Source organism: Rhizobium sp. BK275 (assembly GCF_014193555.1).
GTDB lineage: Bacteria > Pseudomonadota > Alphaproteobacteria > Rhizobiales > Rhizobiaceae > Rhizobium.
Map to the genome: position 1 here is coordinate 153,211 of NZ_JACHZL010000009.1, position 17,432 is coordinate 170,642.

Below are 17,432 nucleotides of genomic sequence, written 5' to 3' on the forward strand. Positions count from 1 at the left end.
TGCAGCGCTCGACCTGACGCGCTGATGCCGCGACAATGTCCTGTCTTCTCCCCGGATGCCGGGGAGAAGACTTCGTACTGTCAGGATGTTCATCCGTTGACTTCGCGCATGCCCATTTCGCCGTAGCGATCTCCAACAGCGCGGGGCAGGGTCCTGGCAATTTCCTCGAGATCCTGTGCCGTCAGATCGATGGCGGCCGCTCCGAGATTTTCGTCCAGCCGGCTGCGGCGGCGGGTGCCGGGGATCGGCACGATATGTTCGCTCTGTGCCATCGCCCAGGCAAGCGCCAGCTGCGCCGGTGTCACGCCCTTGCGGCGCGCAATCTCTTCGACCACGCCGACCAGTTCGAGATTGCGCTCGAAATTGTCACCCATGAATCGCGGCGAGTTCCGCCTGTAGTCGTCAGGCGCAAGATCGTCGACGGACCGGATCGCGCCCGACAGGAAGCCGCGCCCAAGCGGCGAATAGGCGACGAGCCCGATCCCGAGTTCGCGCAGCGTCTGCAGCACGCCACCTTCAGGATCGCGCGACCAGAGCGAATATTCGCTTTGGACAGCCGTGACGGGATGCACGGCATGCGCCCGGCGGATCGTTTCAGGGCTGGCTTCCGACAGGCCGATATGCCTGACCTTGCCGGCTTCGACGAGCTCCTTCATCGCGCCGACCGTTTCCTCGATCGGGGTGTTGGGGTCGACGCGGTGGAGATAATAGAGGTCGATGTGGTCGACGCCGAGGCGCCGTAAGGACCCTTCGCAGGAGGCCTTGGCATAGTCGGGCCGCCCGTTGACTGTCTGGGTGCCAGGTATTGCTTCCAATCCGCGTATAATGCCGAACTTGGTCGCAAGCACAACCTGCTCACGCCTGCCTCTGATCGCTTCCCCCACAAGCTCTTCGTTGGTATGCGGGCCGTAGACATCGGCGGTATCGAGCAGAGTTACGCCGCGATCGAGCGCATGATGGATCGTCGCAATCGCCTCGCCCCTGTCCGCTTCCGTTGCGCCATAGGCCCAACTCATGCCCATGCAGCCGAGGCCGATCGATCCGACCTCAAGTCCTTGCCCGAGCCGGCGTGTCTGCAATGTTCCGTTTGTCATCTCTCATCCTTTCTTCCGCCTCCGCATAAGAGGCGATTTTGCCGTCGAGGACGCGAAGGCAGGCTTCGAGATCGGCCAAATGGACCCGGACACGCTCACGATGCTCTTCGAGCATCTCTCGACGCTCGCTGAAAGTGGCTTTCCCCTTGTCGGCAAGCTTTGCGTAAAGCAGCATGTCGCGGATCGGCATGCCCGTCGTCTTCAGACGGCCGACAAACTCGATCCAGGAAAGGATGGAAGCGTCGTAGTCGCGTTGTCCGGATCGGTCGCGATCAGCATAGGGCAGCAGGCCGATACGCTCGTAGTAACGCAGCGTATGAGCCGACAGACCGCACCGTTTCGCGAGGTCACTGATCTTCATGAGACACCTGTTCTCGTCACGACGCCAAGGAAGCTACGGCTTCGAGTGCACTCTAAGTCAAGAGGCTTTTTGTGGCTGATTTTGCAGTCGTCAGATTCCCGGCTTTGCAGGATCACGCCAGGTGCAGCAGGTCGCGCCTCAGCCCATCCGCATCGCCATTCGGCAGTTTTGCTTCCAGTGCCGCGTGCGTGCTTTCCCAGATCGGCAGCGCCTCTTTTAGTGCCGCCCGCCCATCATCCGTCAGGCAGAGCAGACGGCCGCGCCGATCCCTCGGGTTCGGCACCACATCGACGAAGCCCCTGCGCTGCAGTGGCTTCAGTGCCGCGGTCAGTGTCGTCTGGTCCATGGCGAGCAGGCTTGCGACGGGACCCATCGGCGGCGGCTCCGGTCGGTTCAGTGACATCAGCAGGGAGAACTGGCCGTTGGTAAGGCCGACGGGCCGCAGCGCGTCGTCGAACAGCCTTGCGAGCGCACGGGCGGCGCGTTGAACATGCAGGCACAGGCACGTGTCCCGCACCAGAAGCGTTGTGGAAAAAGGAATCGCGATCGAGTTTGACATGGTCTATTTCTATTGATATCAATGTATTTAGTCAAGAAGAGGAGACTATCTGCCGGAAAATACCGGCGCGCCGGAGGAGGGCGCAGACCATGTTGAACAAGATGACTCAAAATCCCGTCGTTTCCCGCGAGGAATGGCTCGAAGCCCGCCGAGCTTTGCTCCTGAGAGAGAAAGAGGCGACCCATCTGAGAGACAAGGTGAATGCCGAGCGCATGGCTTTGCCCTGGGTGAAAGTCGACAAGAACTATATGTTCGACACGCCGCAAGGGCCGAAATCGCTCGCCGACCTTTTCGATGGCCGCAGCCAGCTGATGGTCTATCACTTCATGTTCGGCCCCGAATGGGAGGCCGGTTGCCCCGGCTGCTCATTCCTCGCCGATCATCTTGACGGCACGCTGCCCCACCTCAACCACCACGACGTGACCCTTGTTGCCGTCGCCCGTGCGCCGCTCGCCAAGATCGAGGCCTACAAGAAGCGCATGGGCTGGAATTTCCCTTGGGTTTCGTCCTTCGGCAGCGATTTCAACTTCGATTATCACGTATCTTTCACGCCTGAGGACCTTGCCAAAGACAAGGTCTTTTATAACTTCTCTCCAATAGCGCCCTCTGACGCCAATGATGAGCTGCCCGGACTTTCGGCCTTTTACCGGAATGAGAAGGGCGAAGTGTTCCATACCTATTCGAGCTATGCCCGCGGCGCGGAAGAAATCCTCGGTACGCTGATGATCCTGGATCACGCGCCCAAGGGCCGCAACGAAGATTCGACCATGGATTTCGTAAAACGCCACGATGAATATGAGGAAGCCCCTCAAGCCTCATCCTGCCACTAACGCAATTCCAGCCGCTTTTGCGTCCGGAATTGCATGAGGCATCTAGTCAGCCACCCATCATCCGGAGGAGAAGGACGATGAAGACTGCAGAAGTGCTGAAGGAGCATAGTTTTCTGGAGAGAATGGTCGGTCGATGGACCGTCAATGCCCCGGACATGACCGGTCAGAAGCCCTGGGAAGAGACCGTTCGGTCCCTGCAGGGTATCTGGTTCGTCGCTGAAGGCAGCGGCGAAATGACCGATGGCAAACAGGCGACGACGATACTCACGCTTGGCTACGACCCGAGCAAGGGTAAATATGTCGGCAGCTGGATCGGCTCCATGATGGATTACATGTGGACTTATGAAGGCGAGGTCGAGCCGTCAGGCAATGTCCTGTCGCTCTATACAAAGGGGCCGGCCTTCGACGGCAGCGGCCTTGCCGACTATCGCGAGCAGATCACCTTCCTCGATGACATCACGAGAACCTTCACATCGAGCACCCGTGAGCCTGACGGCTCTTGGAAGCAGTTCATGGAAGCCAGATATACCCGAAAGGGCTGAAATCGCCTGGCAAATTTCAAGACTGAACTCAAGCGTGGACCCAGGAGGACACGATGTCCAATACGCATGGCAAGTTCATATGGTGCGAACTGATGACGCCGGACCCCGATGCGGCGGCGAAATTCTACGGCTCGGTCGTCGGCTGGACGTCGAGCAAAATGCCGGCGGCAGACCAGCCGGAATACACCATCTTCGAAGCAAACGGTGTCAGGGTCGCCGGTATGATGCCTTTTCCGGCAGAGCTTGAAGGGCAGGGCATTCCGCCGAACTGGACCGGTTACGTCGCCGTCGACGATGTCGATCAGTCGGCGCGCGACTTCTCGGCAAATGGCGGGACCATCCGCCGCCAGCCGGCCGATATTCCGGGCATCGGCCGCTTCGCCGTCGTCGCCGATCCTGACGGGGCGGTGCTCTGCATCATGACGCCGCTGCCGATGGAAAATCCGCCGCCGGAGCTGCCTTTCGACACGCCCGGCCATGTCGGCTGGCGCGAGCTCTACGCCAATGATGGCGCCAAGGCCTTCGACTTCTATTCCAAGCTCTTCGGCTGGACGAAGGATCAGGACTTCGACATGGGGCCGATGGGCGTCTACCACATCTTCGCCGAACACGGAAAACAGACCGGCGGCATGATGACCCGACCGCCCGAAGTCGGCATGGCCTTCTGGTCCTATTACTTCACCGTGCCGGCGCTCGATGCTGCGATCGAGCGCGTCAATGCCGGCGGCGGCAAGGTCGTCAACGGTCCCATGGAAGTTCCCGGCGGCTGGGTCTGTCAGGGGATGGATCCGCAGGGGGCCTATTTCTGCCTCTCGGCGGGCAAGCGGTAGGGGTGGCCGAATGTCGGAATGAGGAGGGTAAGGGGTGCCGCGTGGCCCCTCATCTGCCTGCCGGCATCTTCTCCCCGATGGGGAGAAGTGGGGGGGCTGCAACGTCTCCGTCCCTTCTCCCCAGCGGGGAGAAGGTGGCCCGAAGTGTCGGATGAGGGGGCTAAATGGCACACCAGCAGACGAAATCCACCCCCAATTTCCGTTACCCAGCCCCCACACTCGCAAAGAACCCTTCCGGGCTCTCCACTTCCACCAGCTTTTTCCGCTCGATCAGCCAGAAGCGGTTGCCGACCGCCCGCACGAAACTGCGGTCGTGCGAGACGAGCAGGCAGCTTGCCTCATGCGCCATCAGCTCGCTCTCCAGCGCCTCCTGCCCTTCGATATCGAGGTGGTTGGTGGGCTCGTCGAGCAGGTAGAAATTCGGCTGCGTCAGCCTGAGCACCAGCATGCCGAGCCGCGCCTTCTGCCCGCCGGAGAGCAGCTTCACGGGCTTGCCCTGCATCTCGATCGTCATCCCGGCGCCGGCCAGCAGCGAACGCGCCCGCTGGTCGCCGACATCGAAGCGGCGGATGATCGTCTGCAGCGGTGTGTCGGCATCGCTGAGATCGGCCAGCAGCTGGTCGCCATAGCCGAGCACCAGCGAGGGCGTGGCCTTAATGCCGGCTTTTGTCGTCTCCGGCTCTGCAATCGCGCCCCTCAGCGTCGAGATCAGACGCGACTTGCCGGCGCCGTTGAGGCCGAGCAGCACGATGCGATCGCCCTGGCAGATGAACTGCCGGCCCGTGCGAAAGAGCAGGGTACCGTCAGGCGTCGTGACCTCGGCATCTCCAAGCGTCACCAGAACCTTGGCATGCGTGCCGCGGTTGGCGAGCCGGATTGCACCGGCCGACCGTTCCAGATGAGCGGGCTTTGCCGTCTCCTCCAGCTTTTCGGCGCGTTGTTTCAGCTGCTTCGTCTTGACCACCAGCAGGTCGCTGCCGGAATTGATGCCGATATTGTTGAGCTTCGCCGCCTGCTTGCGAAGCTGCTCGACCGTCTTCATATCCTTTTCGTAGCGTCGCGCATCCGAAGCATCCGCTTCGTCGAGCGCGGCACGCGCCCGGCTGTAGGGCAGGGAGAAGGCAGCCGATTGCTCCGGCCGCAGGAAGAGGGTCCGGTTGGTCGTCGCATCGAGAAAGGCGCGGTCGTGGCTGGAGATGATGACGGGCGTGTCGCGCGGCAGCATATTCAGCCAGTTCTCGAGCTGTGCGATCTTTTCGAGGTCGAGATGGTTGGTCGGCTCGTCGAGCAGCAGCACATCGGGTTCATTCACCCATGTGCGGGCGATCAATGCCAAGCGCTGCCAGCCGCCGCTGAGCTGCCGGAGCTGCCGTTCGCGCAACTCCTCGGGCACTTCGAGAGATTCCAGCACGACATCCGCCCGCCAGCTTTCGCTTTCGGCCTGATCGGGCGCAAGGGCGTGCAAGACGGCGTCGCGGAAAGTGGCGTCGAGAAGTGCTGACGGCACATTCTGCTCGACATGGCCGATGGTGAGCCCCCGCGCTTTGGTGATCTCGCCTTCGGTCGGCTCCAGTGCGCCAGTCATGATCCTGAGCAGGGTGGATTTGCCGCGCCCGTTCGCGGCCACGAGGCCAAGCCGGTCGCCGGCATTGACGACGAGGTTGAGCTTCGAAAACAGCGGCGTGGATAGCACGATGCCGAGATTGCGGATATTGATGAGGGTCATGATCTGATCCTGGTCTTGCCGAGCGATCGCGCATATCCGGGGCTTCCAGCCATCGACGGAAAAGCGCGTTATGCTTGGCGGATTATGAAATGCTGCAGGTTAAACGGCGGGCATTCAGGTGCAGCAATGCCACTAGGGGCAGACCAGGAAGAGATTAGCGAGAAACGGTCTCTGGTCAGCCCTGCAAACGCATCTGCAGGGCATTGACTGGGCCAGGCTGGCGATGATGCCGGAAGTAGGTATTCACGCGCAGCCCTCCTTTTTTCTCGGTTGCAGCGGAGAAATACCATTGCTTGCGGCTGGAAACAAGGGATCACGATGGCAGTAAACACGCTCAGATGGTATGAAAGACCTTCATCAGCCGGGATCGGGGACCTGAGATGATTTCCGTTTCAAGGGTAGGCAGCAGAGAAGATTTCGTGATCGCCGCCGGCTTCTGCGAGGCGCTCGGTGCCTTGGATGTGGAGCTCGGGCGTGCCCACGGCGTTCCCGCCGAAATCGTCATGGCGCTTTTCCACGGCGAAAATCACGAAAGCCTCGCCCGGAAATACGGCTCCGACGACGCCATGATGTTCATCGCCCGATGGGAGGGAGCGCCGGCGGGCTGCATCGCACTCGCGCCATTCGAGACGGATGCCATGGAGATCCATAAATTCTTCGTGGACCCCGCTTTTCGCGGCCGGGGCGTCGGCAATGTGCTGATGCAAAGGGTGTTCGACGAAGCGAAGAAGAGCGCACGCACTACCATGCTCGTCAATACCGCAGCCTATTTGAAGAGCGCGCTCTCCCTCTACGAAGCCTTCGGCTTCGTTCATTGCCCGCCTTTTCACGCTGTGCCCGCTGAAATCAGCCACACCGAAGTCTTCATGTCGCGGCCGCTTTGATCCCGACACTATTGCCGCTCACCGATGTTGACGCATTGTCAGGGAAGCGTGGCATGCTTATCGCCCATTTGCCGGCAGGCCCACGTGACGCGCTTCCCAGTCTGCCACTGCGGTTGCGCAACAGCGCGTGATCGTATATGCGGCCGATCATGAACTGAAGAAATTCCTGATCGAGGGTGAATATCATGGCCGGTGGCGACGACGAATATGTTTACGACGAGGCGACGGGCGAATGGCGCCCGGCCTCCGAGATGGCCGCAGCCGCACAGGCCGCGTCCGAGGTTCGCGACGCCTCGGGAAACGTCTTGAAGGATGGCGATTCCGTCACGCTTATCAAGGACCTCAAGGTCAAGGGCGCCAACCAGACCCTGAAGCAGGGCACGGTCATTCGCTCGATCCGTCTGACGGATAATCCGGAGGAAATCGACTGCCGTCACGATACGATCAAAGGTCTCGTCCTGCGCACGGAATTTGTCCGTAAGCGCTGACGCGACTTAACGCGTCACTGAGATTTATCGATCTCCGGCGCTGAGTCGGTTGCATCGGGCAGGTGTTCTCCGCGAATACTCCAATAGAAGAGTTTCAGTTTGCGGCTTTGCGGCAGGCCGGGAAAGCTGTCGTCGTAGGCCTTATCCAGGATCGAAGGGTTGAACACGACCTTCTGATTGAGAGTGACAAAAAAGCGTGCCACCAGAAGCTCTCGCTCCATGTTTTTTGAGGCCGGGGATGTATTGTCGCTTCCGACCGCTTTGCCGAATATGGCGTAGCGGTCGTTGGTGTAGGTGATCGCACCATTGTCGAATCTGCAGCCGGGTATTGCGCTGACATAAGTGCGGATGATCTCAAGATCGCCAACATAATAGCGGAAGGATTGATCATTGCAGAAGGCCTTTGCCGCATCCTCGTGGGTTTTGTAAGTTCTCACGAGAACCTTTCCGTCTTGGCACATATGTGACTTGTCCTGTCGTAGCTCCGCGATCAGGTTACTCTCGTATTCCGGCATCTCCCTTGCGTCGACGAGAGCCTGCAATCCACGAGTTTGCGCCGTCGTCCCGCCGACGAGCCCAATCAGCGCGGGCGAGGATTCGGATATAGGCTTGCCGTCCACCAGTTTCTGCGTCGCATCTGCCTTTCCACAGGGATCGCTCCGTGCAGGCTGACCTCTCAATGCCAGGTAGCCAATTCCCGTCAGGAATACCGGAGGAGAAACGATGGTATCGCGACGCCCATTTGTAATTGTCGCAGCGTCGCAGAGAATATCGAATTTCCTACCGAGATTCAGAAAACGAGATGCGGCAGGCTCCTGCTGTCCGTCGACCAGATTGTTTGAGACTGCGGCTTTTTCTCCAACCCAGGCACCTTCGTCGATGTCATAGACTTTGATATTCTCCATCTTGATAGGCGGGGAGATATCCGGATCAACCAGCATCTCAGCAAGGGCAGCATCGCAGAGACGGATCATATAACCGCCATAACCCGCCCGGCTCAGCGGGCCGCGCGTCGCATCACTGTCAATCACGCCTGGTGGCAGCTTGTATGAAAAGGGTTGAGTCTTGCTGCGTACCCCGATCGCCAGCCGTCCGGTTTGTTCTGGCTTCTCCTGACCATACGCCGTTGACCGCAGTGGCGTGATGAGGCCTGCGGCGAGAAAGATCATGCAGAAGAGGAAAGTAAAGCGCGTGCTTGCTTTCATCTGGCCATCCTAACTTTGGTCTTTGGAAGTATCCCCTTCAGCTTTGTCTTCGCCGACTTCCAGAAGAAAGGCGAAAATCAGTAGAAAGGAAACCGGCAGGATGCTGAAGATCAGAGCATCGCGAAATGTCCATGAGAAATAGGCCTGCGACGGGCCTGGTGTGAAACCGTAGCTCAGGAACACAAGAGCCCATTGATAGAGCAGGTAGATTGCTCCTGCCACTGCTGCGATTATCATCGTGGAGCGTCCGGGCCGTTCACTGTGCTTGTCCATCAGGACCAGTGCTGCCATCGCCAAGATAATGCCCGAGATGGCCTGCAGGGCGAAAAAGCGGCCATTATCCTGAAAGAGTATGATTATCTGTGATTGCGTGAGTTCGAAATTGGCGTCCCACCACAGACGTACCAATTGAACGAGGGCAGTTAAAAAGACTGCAGCGAGCCCCGATAGAAGCGACATGGAGAGCAGCTTCAAGAACGGAAACTGGGTGAATTTCCAGTTGCTTCTCCAGGATTGTTGCTCGATGCGGACCTCACGCCCCAAGATGACGAACAGGACACTGAAGACCGTCAGCAACAGCGTCTGCAATTGATCCCAGGTAACCGTTGCGAGGATGGTTCGGATCTGCGTACTGCGCCAGGCATACACGATGGGATCGCACTCACTGCTGAATGCCTTCTGGCAGCTTGTCAGCAGGTCAGCGTCGACGTTCTGAGCGTAGGCTGCAGGCTGGAAAATCGTCGGCGTGTCGATACCCTGCCAATAGTGCCATTTGTAGTACAGCGCGAAGGTGACCAGGAACGCGAGCACGAAAGCGGTCAGAATGCTGAGGCCGAATGAGTTCTGCTCATCCTTTTCTGCGGCCTCGATTTCCTCTTTAAGGCCGGCAATCGGATCTCCCTTGCGTGCTCGCTGACTGCGCGAGCTGAAGACGGCGTGATCATTGCGGATGTAGAGCACCGCAAAGAAGGCCATGATGTTGGAGCGGCACATGATCGCTTTGCCTGCGAGTTCGGCGTATTTGATATGCAGCGTCGATGGGTCCTCGTTGGACAGCTTTTCTATTGAATCCTGCAGATCGGCGATATCGTTCGCAATCTTTTCAGAAAGGCCCCTCAGTCGTTCCAGATTGTAGAGCGGGAAATAAAGCAGCCTGTTCTTGCTGTCCGTTGCGACCAGCAGGCAATCGATGGCCGTAAGCGAATCGACGATCTGTTCTCGCCACTCGGGCATTTTGTCTCCCGCATGCTCTTCGAAGCTCTCTACAAGCGGCTTTGGGTGTTCGGCCATCAGCACGGCATAGTCAGCATCCCGCAGGTGTTCGATGACGCGATAGATGCCTCTGGGCACGCCGGCGAGACGGTGGGCGAGCGACCGCATGGTCGTTTCTATGGGCTTCACCGCTCCAATGGAAAGCGACGAGATGATCAGGGCAGAAACGATTATTGGTTTGTTGTAGTCGCCTGACGACAGTTGCAGCACGTTATTGATATCGGGTTCCGTTATGCTGCTGCCGCCATCGGTCGCGCCGATCTCACCGAGCGCGCTGTTAGCTTGTGAAAGCAGCCCGTAGACCTCGGCGGAACTCAGGACGACAGAATAGGCAATTAGGTAAAGCGCCGCATAGAAGGCAAAGCCCGCAACAATCTCGCCCGTCGTGCAAAGGTTGCGAACCTCTACATCCTTCAAAATTGGGTGCAGCTCGAATGGATGCCTGGCGTTGGGGGCGTTGAAGTTTCTGTAGGCCTCAATGACAAGTGTCATCGCGCCGGCTACTACGAAACCAACGTAAATAAGATCGCTCATGGCGTCTTATCGTTTGCCTAGATACACTTCTGAACCGCAGGATTACACGGACCCGCAGCATTTGTCTGTTCGGGACTGGTTATTCCGGCGACAACAATAAAGGCAACTGCAATAAGGTACTTCAGCATCGCAGTACTCCAAGCTGATCCCCGAAGTTATTTTAGCGGATACTTAAGTTCTTTGCAACTTTTTGTTATCGGCCTCAGTACTGCAACCTCAGCTGTGTACTACCGCTTCAGGCTTCCCAATATGCCCCGTACCAGCGCCCTCCCGACCTGGGTCGCCACGGTGCGCGCAACGCTCTTCATCGCCGCTTCCACGACCGTTTCGCGCTGATAGCCGGAGCGGCCGCGGGACTGGCCTCGCGCGGGTTGGTCGTCGTCGCCACCACCGAAGCCGGGGAGCGTCCAGCCGGACGTGGTGCTGCCTTCCTGTGGCGCCAGGGCCTCTTCCTGCGCCCGCTTGGCAGCTTCCGAATCGGCGGCTTTCTTGGCGCGTGCGGCCAGCATCTCGAAGGCAGAATCACGGTCGACGTCCTCGTCATAGACGCCGAGCACGGGGCTGCGGTCCATGATCTGCTGACGCTCGGCATCGCTCACCGGTCCGACGCGGCCGGACGGCGGGCGGATCAGCGTGCGCTCGACGATCGAAGGCGCGCCCTTGGCTTCCAGCGTCGAGACCAGCGCCTCGCCGGTGCCGAGATTGGTGATGACGGTGGCGCAATCGAAAGCCGGGTTCGGGCGGAACGTGTCGGCGGCCGTCTTTACGGCCTTCTGCTCACGCGGCGAATAGGCGCGCAAAGCATGCTGCAGGCGGTTGCCGAGCTGGGCGAGTACCGTCTCCGGTACGTCGAGCGGGTTCTGCGTGACGAAATAGACGCCGACGCCCTTCGAACGGATGAGGCGTACCACCTGCTCCACGCGCTCGGTCAGTACCCTCGGCGCATCGTTGAAGAGCAGATGCGCTTCGTCGAAGAAGAAGACGAGCTTCGGCTTGTCGGGATCGCCGACCTCAGGCAGCTCTTCGAAGAGCTCGGAAAGCAGCCACAGCAGGAACGTGGCATAGAGGCGCGGGTTCATCATCAGCTTGTCAGCGGCAAGCACGGAGATCTGCCCGTAACCGTTGTTCGACGTGCGCATGATATCGGAAATCTTCAGTGCCGGTTCGCCGAAGAAATGTTCCGCGCCCTGCTGTTCCAGCACCAGCAGCGCCCGCTGGATTGAGCCGACGGAAGCTTTGGAAATCAGGCCGAACTGGCTGGAAAGCTCCGACGCGTTCTCGCCCATATAGTTGAGCAGCGCCGTGAAATCCTTGAGGTCGAGCAGCGGCAGGCCGGCTTTGTCGGCGATCTTGAAGGCGATATTGATGACGCCTTCCTGCGGCTCGGAAGCGTCCATCAGTCGTGCCAGCAGCAGCGGCCCCATCTCGGCGACGGTCGTGCGCACGCGATGGCCCTTCTCGCCGAAGAGATCCCAGAAGATGACCGGGAACTGGTCGAACTCATAGTCGGTAAAACCGATTTGCTCGGCGCGTTTGGTGAGGAAATCCTTCGGCTCGCCCCTGGCGGCGATGCCCGAAAGGTCGCCCTTGATATCGGCGGCGAAAACCGGCACGCCGGCTCTCGCGAAGCCCTCTGCCAGCACCTGTAGCGTCACCGTCTTGCCGGTGCCGGTCGCACCCGTCACGAGCCCGTGGCGATTGCCGAATTTGAGGTCGAGATATTCGCCCTTGTTGATGCTGTCATCAGGATTGCGGCTTGCGCCGATGAAAATCTTGCCGTCTTCGAGCATGTAAAATGTCTCCCTCGGTCGATGCCGCCGCTTCATTCCAGAATATGCGATAATCCTCTTTCCGCACATTCATGCAAATATCGTTTGTCTGTTATAAGCAGGCGACAGGAGACGGACAACTGTCTGTGTTAAAACGAAAAGCAGGAAAGAGGCGCCTCACAAAGCGCCGCTTGAGTTGCCGCCTCGATTCGATTACGTTGACGTTAACGTCAAAACAGGAGGCAGACGATGAATGAGATTGTGACTGAAATCGCCAATCGTGTGGGCATTTCGCCTGAACTGGCCGAAAAGGCGCTCGGCATGATGCTCGGTTTCCTGCAGCGCGAAGCGGCTGACGGCCCGGTTGCCGAAATGATCGAGAAGATCCCCGGCGCCACCGAACTCGTCGCCCAGTTCAACGGCGAAGGTTCCAGCAATGGCGGCTTGCTCGGCGGTCTCATGAGCGCGCTCGGTGGCGGCGGCATCATGGGTCTCGGCCAGCAGCTGATGAGTGAAGGTCTCGGCATGAGCGAGATTACGTCGCTCGCCAAGGAGACCATCGCGATTGCCAAGGAACATGCCGGTGAGGAAGTGGTCGACCAGGTCGTCGCCTCCGTTCCCGGCCTCAGCCAGTTCGTCTAGAGCACCGTGCGTCCATTCGGACACACTAAGGACGCTCTAACTCTTTGCATCTACGCATCAGGCTTTCCGAAAATCGATTCCGATTTTCGGGCCGATGCTGTAAGGCGATCCATCACTTCAGTAAGCCCACGGCATCGTTGCACTGACACCCGAAAGTTTAGACATGAACTTTCGGGTTTTTTGTTTTTGAACATTTCCTCGTTCTTTTCCGGGTGTTTCATGACCGACGCAACTCCGATCGAAGCGCTGCTGCCGAAGTCGGGCGGCCACCAATTCGTGCTCTATGGCGACTCCTGCTCGGGTGTTGCCGGCGCCTTGCATGAGCGAACCTTCGCGTCCGTCAATGCCGTCCTGCGCAGGCTCGAGCCGCAGCCGCAGTTCATCCTCTTTCCCGGCGATGAGATCGTCGGTCTGACGGCGGATGAAGCCTCGCTGCGCGCCCAATGGCGGCATTGGTTCGATGTCGAGATGGCCTGGCTCGATCGGGCGAACTTTCCGATGTGGCACACGACCGGCAACCACACGACCTATGACGAGATGAGCGAGGCCGTGTTCCGCGACGTGCTCGACCTTCCGGCAAACGGGCCGGCGGAGCAGGAGGGGCTGGCCTATTGGGTTCGCCGAGGCGATCTGCTCATGGTCTTCGTCCATACGCTCTGGAGCGGTCTCGGCGGCGAAGGCCATGTCGAAACGGAGTGGCTGGAAGCGACGCTGAAGGCGCATGCCGATGCCCGCTACAAGCTGGTGCTCGGCCATCAACCGGTCTTTCCGGTCAATGGCTACGCCGGTACCTATCAGCGTGAGATCGGCCATGAATATGCCGAGCGTTTCTGGGATATTCTCGTGGAGGCGGATGTCTTCGCCTATTGCTGCAGCCATATCCTGGCTTTCGATGTGCAGGCCCATCGCGGTGTGCTGCAGATATGCACGGCGGGGGCGGGGACCGCGCACAGAATGCCCGAGGGTGTCGAATATCTTCATTGCATCCAGGCGGCCCTCGATGAGGAGAGCCTGCGCTATCAGGTTCTCGATACGGAAGGTGTTGTACGCGAACGCCTGCAATGGCCTCCTGTTCTTGCGAGCGAGCATAAATGGCACAGCCTTGCCCATGGCGTGAGCGACGCTCTCTGGTCGGGTCCGATGGGCACGGACCGGATCATCGAACTCCGCCTGAGCGGCCGGATGGCACCGGACGCCGGTGCCGCTTCGCAGACGATCTTCTCGGCTTTCGGCGATCAAGGACTGCCACCCTTATGGCTCGGCCTGCGTGGCAAACAGCAGCGACTGGCGCTCGTCCTCGGCCGCGATCCCGGTCGCAGTCCCTATTATTTCTTCGGTCCCGACCTGCCGCCGGGCGAGGATTTCGATCTCCACATCATTCTGCACGGCGGCATGGGGCCGGGCGGCGTGCTCTGGCGCCGGACAGGCACCGAGGCCTGGTCATCCTTCGAGGCAATCGCCTCGACAGGGCTTGATCGCCTTGTCTGGCCGTCTCGCTGGAGCGTCGGCCATGGTCAGAAAGGTGAGGGCGATCGGCCGTTCGCGGGCGAGAGCCTGAGCTTAAGTGTTACAGGTTGAGAAACGCCCTGGCTTGTTCGACAACGAGCATTTTGCCCGCTCGACCGACAAAAATGGCGGCAAGTTCGTGGGCCAGCCGCGCACCTCCTTCGTCAACGCATCGATCGCCTTTTGAGATCTGATCAATCCATCCGACGATATCAGCCGCCGGATGGAAATCCGCACCGACCTTTCCTAGATTAAATTATGCCGGATTTTTTCACCGACGGCCGGATCGGCTGGAACGATGGATATCCAATTCTCGTTTCATATCGGCCAGATAAGAAGGAATATGGTCATGCGTAAGGTCGTTGCAGCAGCCTCGATCATTCTCCTCGGTTTCGCCGCTCCGGTCTTTGCCCAGGCCCTCGGTGATATGGATTACTCCGGCCGTTTCGGCGGCATGCCGCCCGGCACCGTGCCGGACGCGAACGCGAGCGGCGGCGGTATCTCCATTCCGCTCGACACGTTCGAAACCGGTAATATCCGCGTCGTTGTTCCGCCCGACCGGCCGCCTTGCCCAAAGCCGGGCACGCGTGCCTATCGCACGGCTGAGCGTGACCACACGCTGCCTGCCGCCTGCCGCTGACGGGATTACTCTATCGGATTAGCGGCAGGAATGGCTATTTGCCGCTCCTGTGCAGAAGCACGCCCAGTTCGTGCCATTGGCGGCCGTCGCGCTCGATCAGCTCGTCGCCGCAGGCAGGTCCCATTGTGCCCGGGACATAAGGATCCGGAATGCGGTCATCCTTTGCCCATTCGTCCAGGAAGGGCTGCACCGCCGCCCAGCCGGCCTCGATACCATCGGCGCGCTGGAAGAGTGTCTGGTCGCCGATGAAGAGGTCATAGAGCAGCGATTCATAACCGGTCGTCTTGCTGATATCGAATTTGTCGGCATAGCGGAAATCCAGCGCCACCGGCACGGTATCGACGGATTGCCCCGGTGATTTGATGGAAATTTCCATGCTCATACCCTCATCGGGCTGCACCTGGATGACGAGCTTGTTCGGCGGCAGGCGGCGGTTGGCCCCTGTCTCGCGGAACTGCGCAAAGGGCACCGGCTGGAAGGTGATGACGATTTCCGTATCGCGCGCCGTCATCGCCTTGCCGGTGCGCAGATAGAAGGGAATGCCGGCCCAGCGCCAGGTATCGGCATAGAGCTTCAGTGCCACATATGTCTCGGTCTTGCTGTCGGGCGAAACATCCTTCGTATCGCGATAGGCGGGCAGATCGATGCCATTGAGCGGACCGGCGGTATAGGCACCGCGCACGCCATTCGCCCTGGCTTCCTCCGGTGTGTAAATGCGCAGTGCCTTCAACACCTTGCTCTTCTCGTTGCGGATCGCCTCGGCGTCGAAACTGTTCGGCGGCTCCATGGCAATCATCGCCAGAAGCTGGAAGAGATGGTTGGGGATCATGTCGCGCAGCGCGCCGGTCGCATCATAGAATTTCCCGCGCGTGCCGACATCGACGATTTCCGAGGCGGTGATCTGTACGTGGTCGATATAGCGATTGTTCCACAGCGACTCGATCATCATGTTGGCGAAACGCGCCGTCATCAGGTTCTGCACCGTTTCCTTGCCGAGGAAATGATCGAGTCGGTAGACTTGGCTTTCCTTCACGCGGGCAAGGATACGCGCATTCAGCGCCTTGGCGGATTCGAGATCGGTGCCGAAGGGTTTTTCGATAGCCACGCGCCGGAAGCAGTCCCCGCTTTCTTCCATCAGTCCGAGATCGGCAAGTTTTTCGACGATCGGGCCGAAGAAGCTTGGCGGCACGGCAAGATAAAAGGCTGCATTGCAGGTCGTGCCGAGGCGCTTGCCGATTTCGAGGAAGATATCGTCCCTGGTGAAATCCCCCTGCAGATAGGAGATGCGCGACCGCAGGCTCTCCCAGGCTTCGTCCTTTATTGTTTCTTCCTCGCTGCTGATCTGACTGAGAAAGTCATCCAGCCGCTTGCGCAGGAACTCGTCGTCACCGGGCTCGATGCCGACGCCGAGGATATGCAGGTCGCTGCCGACGAGGTGGCTGCGCGTGAGATTGATAATGGCCGGAACCAGCAGTCGCCGTGTCAGATCGCCCGTGGCGCCGAAGATGACGAGAGTGACGGGCGGTGTGGGGTGAGCGTCCATGCGTGCCATCTCCTGCTGGATTGTCCCGGCCGAATATAAAGCGCTTCCGCTTTACCGCAAGAGAACCTGCAGCCCAATGATAACAAGCATTTGACAGGGCGGTACGGGTGCGGCGCTATGCCCTGAAAACAGTTCCGGGGCCGAAGCCCCGGAAACGAGCGCCATGAAATCCGTTTCGCAGGAGCAGGTTAGCTGCTCTTGGTCGACTTGTCTGTGCTGCTGTCGGCTGCCGGCGTCTGGGTATTGGACGTGCCCGTGCTGGTATTTGACTTGCCGACATCCGCCGTGGTCGGCTTCGTCTCGGTCTTCACCGGCCAGGTGATGTAATAATTCTGCGTGCCGACCTGCCCGAAATAGACTTCGTTGCCGGTACCCTTCTCGATGAAGCTGCCGTTTTCGCTTCTGACGAGGCGCCCGTGGGAATCGCGCTGCAAATGGTCGCGCAGGAATTCGTTCCAGTCGCTGGTCTCGATTGCGGTGCCCTTCTTCTGGTCGACATCCGCTTCCTTGGGATCGGTGACATCCCAGGCCTTGATCGAAACGCCCTGGGTCGGATCGGTGACTGTCAGCTGGCCCTTCTTGAAGGCGGCAAGCATCGCAGCCTCCTGGCTGCCTTCGCCCTTGGCCTCTGCCGCAGCCGTCATGTTCTGGCGCAGCAGGGCCATGAAGGAGGCAGTGGTGATATCGGTGCTGGCGGTGGTGTTGCCGGAGGTATCAGTCGATCCGGCCTTGCCGGAGTTGATCTTGTCGAGCATGACCGACAGCGCCGAGCGGGACTGCGAGGGAAGGCTGGAATAGTCGTGATCGGTCAAGCTGCCGGAGCTGCTCTCCGAGGAGCCGCCCTTGATCGTCTGCAACGCTATTTGCGCCGTCACTAGCTTCATGTTGGAAACGGAAGAAACCATCTCAAAATCTCTTTGTCAGGCCCCGCACGTGGTGGCGCAAAGGCGTTTAATGGATAGCGATCGACGCTGGTAACGTCGCCAAAGCACGTCTGGATTGAGAAA

General features: G+C 59.4%; 17 protein-coding genes. 8 read left to right on the forward strand and 9 right to left on the reverse strand.

The window, feature by feature from the left end; all coding sequences use genetic code 11:
* Positions 1 to 89: 89 nt before the first annotated feature.
* The 3 genes from FHT82_RS26210 to FHT82_RS26220 form a co-directional block, all read right to left on the reverse strand.
* Entirely contained in the window at positions 90 to 1,079 is a 990-nt protein-coding gene (locus tag FHT82_RS26210; protein ID WP_183735766.1) for an aldo/keto reductase, read from the reverse strand.
* Positions 1,048 to 1,455: a MerR family transcriptional regulator gene (locus FHT82_RS26215; RefSeq protein ID WP_183735624.1), complete on the reverse strand. Its 408-nt coding sequence runs from the start codon at positions 1,453 to 1,455 to the stop codon at positions 1,048 to 1,050. Before FHT82_RS26215 ends, FHT82_RS26210 begins: the two co-directional genes overlap by 32 nt.
* A 112-nt stretch (positions 1,456 to 1,567) precedes the next feature.
* Positions 1,568 to 2,014 carry a MarR family winged helix-turn-helix transcriptional regulator gene (locus FHT82_RS26220; protein WP_183735625.1) on the reverse strand — a complete coding sequence of 149 codons (447 nt, stop codon included), beginning with the start codon at positions 2,012 to 2,014 and terminating at the stop codon, positions 1,568 to 1,570.
* An 89-nt stretch (positions 2,015 to 2,103) separates the two neighbouring features.
* Here FHT82_RS26220 and FHT82_RS26225 point away from each other — a divergent pair, with 89 nt between their 5' ends.
* The 3 genes from FHT82_RS26225 (at position 2,104) to FHT82_RS26235 (ending at position 4,216) form a co-directional block, all read left to right on the forward strand.
* The gene (locus FHT82_RS26225) at positions 2,104 to 2,844 is read left to right on the forward strand and encodes a thioredoxin family protein (RefSeq protein WP_183735626.1); all 741 of its coding nucleotides are present in this window, start codon (positions 2,104 to 2,106) and stop codon (positions 2,842 to 2,844) included.
* Between the two features lie 77 nt (positions 2,845 to 2,921).
* Complete coding sequence (locus FHT82_RS26230) at positions 2,922 to 3,386, forward strand: DUF1579 domain-containing protein (protein WP_183735627.1); 465 nt, start codon at positions 2,922 to 2,924, stop codon at positions 3,384 to 3,386.
* Between the two features lie 53 nt (positions 3,387 to 3,439).
* Positions 3,440 to 4,216, forward strand: a complete 777-nt coding sequence (locus FHT82_RS26235) for a VOC family protein (protein WP_183735628.1) — start codon at positions 3,440 to 3,442, stop codon at positions 4,214 to 4,216.
* Positions 4,217 to 4,418: 202 nt separating this feature from the next.
* Here FHT82_RS26235 and FHT82_RS26240 read toward each other — a convergent pair whose 3' ends face one another.
* Positions 4,419 to 5,942, reverse strand: a complete 1,524-nt coding sequence (locus FHT82_RS26240) for an ABC-F family ATP-binding cassette domain-containing protein (RefSeq protein ID WP_183735629.1) — start codon at positions 5,940 to 5,942, stop codon at positions 4,419 to 4,421.
* Between the two features lie 380 nt (positions 5,943 to 6,322).
* On the opposite strand from FHT82_RS26240, the gene FHT82_RS26245 reads away from it, so the two are divergent.
* Entirely contained in the window at positions 6,323 to 6,826 is a 504-nt protein-coding gene (locus FHT82_RS26245) for a GNAT family N-acetyltransferase (RefSeq protein ID WP_183735630.1), read from the forward strand.
* A gap of 185 nt (positions 6,827 to 7,011) precedes the next feature.
* Positions 7,012 to 7,314, forward strand: a complete 303-nt coding sequence (locus tag FHT82_RS26250) for an alkylphosphonate utilization protein (protein WP_183735631.1) — start codon at positions 7,012 to 7,014, stop codon at positions 7,312 to 7,314.
* A gap of 14 nt (positions 7,315 to 7,328) precedes the next feature.
* On the opposite strand, the gene FHT82_RS26255 is transcribed toward FHT82_RS26250, so the two are convergent.
* The 3 genes from FHT82_RS26255 to FHT82_RS26265 all read right to left on the reverse strand — a co-directional run bounded on the left by FHT82_RS26255 (position 7,329) and on the right by FHT82_RS26265 (position 12,115).
* Positions 7,329 to 8,519, reverse strand: coding sequence for a hypothetical protein (locus FHT82_RS26255; protein ID WP_183735632.1), 1,191 nt, complete (start codon positions 8,517 to 8,519; stop codon positions 7,329 to 7,331).
* Positions 8,520 to 8,528: 9 nt separating this feature from the next.
* Positions 8,529 to 10,325 (reverse strand): hypothetical protein, encoded by a 1,797-nt coding sequence (locus FHT82_RS26260; RefSeq protein WP_183735633.1) that lies wholly within the window; start codon positions 10,323 to 10,325, stop codon positions 8,529 to 8,531.
* A gap of 227 nt (positions 10,326 to 10,552) precedes the next feature.
* Entirely contained in the window at positions 10,553 to 12,115 is a 1,563-nt protein-coding gene (locus FHT82_RS26265) for a helicase HerA-like C-terminal domain-containing protein (protein ID WP_183735634.1), read from the reverse strand.
* A gap of 228 nt (positions 12,116 to 12,343) precedes the next feature.
* Here FHT82_RS26265 and FHT82_RS26270 point away from each other — a divergent pair, with 228 nt between their 5' ends.
* The 3 genes from FHT82_RS26270 to FHT82_RS26280 all read left to right on the forward strand — a co-directional run bounded on the left by FHT82_RS26270 (position 12,344) and on the right by FHT82_RS26280 (position 14,882).
* The gene (locus tag FHT82_RS26270) at positions 12,344 to 12,736 is read left to right on the forward strand and encodes a hypothetical protein (protein WP_183735635.1); all 393 of its coding nucleotides are present in this window, start codon (positions 12,344 to 12,346) and stop codon (positions 12,734 to 12,736) included.
* 219 nt (positions 12,737 to 12,955) lie between these two features.
* Complete coding sequence (locus FHT82_RS26275; RefSeq protein ID WP_183735636.1) at positions 12,956 to 14,314, forward strand: metallophosphoesterase; 1,359 nt, start codon at positions 12,956 to 12,958, stop codon at positions 14,312 to 14,314.
* Between the two features lie 277 nt (positions 14,315 to 14,591).
* Positions 14,592 to 14,882, forward strand: a complete 291-nt coding sequence (locus tag FHT82_RS26280; protein WP_183735637.1) for a hypothetical protein — start codon at positions 14,592 to 14,594, stop codon at positions 14,880 to 14,882.
* 34 nt (positions 14,883 to 14,916) lie between these two features.
* Here the strand turns inward: FHT82_RS26280 and zwf are convergent, their stop codons facing one another.
* Together zwf and FHT82_RS26290 are read right to left on the reverse strand one after the other, a co-directional pair.
* Positions 14,917 to 16,425: a glucose-6-phosphate dehydrogenase gene (zwf, locus tag FHT82_RS26285; protein ID WP_183735638.1), complete on the reverse strand. Its 1,509-nt coding sequence runs from the start codon at positions 16,423 to 16,425 to the stop codon at positions 14,917 to 14,919.
* 188 nt (positions 16,426 to 16,613) lie between these two features.
* Positions 16,614 to 17,330, reverse strand: coding sequence for a hypothetical protein (locus FHT82_RS26290; protein ID WP_183735639.1), 717 nt, complete (start codon positions 17,328 to 17,330; stop codon positions 16,614 to 16,616).
* Positions 17,331 to 17,432 lie beyond the last annotated feature (102 nt).

Bases quoted from the DNA above. Each gene is read 5' to 3' on its own strand.
- FHT82_RS26215 (WP_183735624.1), bottom strand. From the start codon at position 1,455: ATGAAGATCAGTGACCTCGCGAAACGGTGCGGTCTGTCGGCTCATACG.
- FHT82_RS26220 (WP_183735625.1), bottom strand. From the start codon at position 2,014: ATGTCAAACTCGATCGCGATTCCTTTTTCCACAACGCTTCTGGTGCGG.
- FHT82_RS26225 (WP_183735626.1), top strand. From the start codon at position 2,104: ATGTTGAACAAGATGACTCAAAATCCCGTCGTTTCCCGCGAGGAATGG.
- FHT82_RS26230 (WP_183735627.1), top strand. From the start codon at position 2,922: ATGAAGACTGCAGAAGTGCTGAAGGAGCATAGTTTTCTGGAGAGAATG.
- FHT82_RS26235 (WP_183735628.1), top strand. From the start codon at position 3,440: ATGTCCAATACGCATGGCAAGTTCATATGGTGCGAACTGATGACGCCG.
- FHT82_RS26240 (WP_183735629.1), bottom strand. From the start codon at position 5,942: ATGACCCTCATCAATATCCGCAATCTCGGCATCGTGCTATCCACGCCG.
- FHT82_RS26245 (WP_183735630.1), top strand. From the start codon at position 6,323: ATGATTTCCGTTTCAAGGGTAGGCAGCAGAGAAGATTTCGTGATCGCC.
- FHT82_RS26250 (WP_183735631.1), top strand. From the start codon at position 7,012: ATGGCCGGTGGCGACGACGAATATGTTTACGACGAGGCGACGGGCGAA.
- FHT82_RS26255 (WP_183735632.1), bottom strand. From the start codon at position 8,519: ATGAAAGCAAGCACGCGCTTTACTTTCCTCTTCTGCATGATCTTTCTC.
- FHT82_RS26260 (WP_183735633.1), bottom strand. From the start codon at position 10,325: ATGAGCGATCTTATTTACGTTGGTTTCGTAGTAGCCGGCGCGATGACA.
- FHT82_RS26265 (WP_183735634.1), bottom strand. From the start codon at position 12,115: ATGCTCGAAGACGGCAAGATTTTCATCGGCGCAAGCCGCAATCCTGAT.
- FHT82_RS26270 (WP_183735635.1), top strand. From the start codon at position 12,344: ATGAATGAGATTGTGACTGAAATCGCCAATCGTGTGGGCATTTCGCCT.
- FHT82_RS26275 (WP_183735636.1), top strand. From the start codon at position 12,956: ATGACCGACGCAACTCCGATCGAAGCGCTGCTGCCGAAGTCGGGCGGC.
- FHT82_RS26280 (WP_183735637.1), top strand. From the start codon at position 14,592: ATGCGTAAGGTCGTTGCAGCAGCCTCGATCATTCTCCTCGGTTTCGCC.
- zwf (WP_183735638.1), bottom strand. From the start codon at position 16,425: ATGGACGCTCACCCCACACCGCCCGTCACTCTCGTCATCTTCGGCGCC.
- FHT82_RS26290 (WP_183735639.1), bottom strand. From the start codon at position 17,330: ATGGTTTCTTCCGTTTCCAACATGAAGCTAGTGACGGCGCAAATAGCG.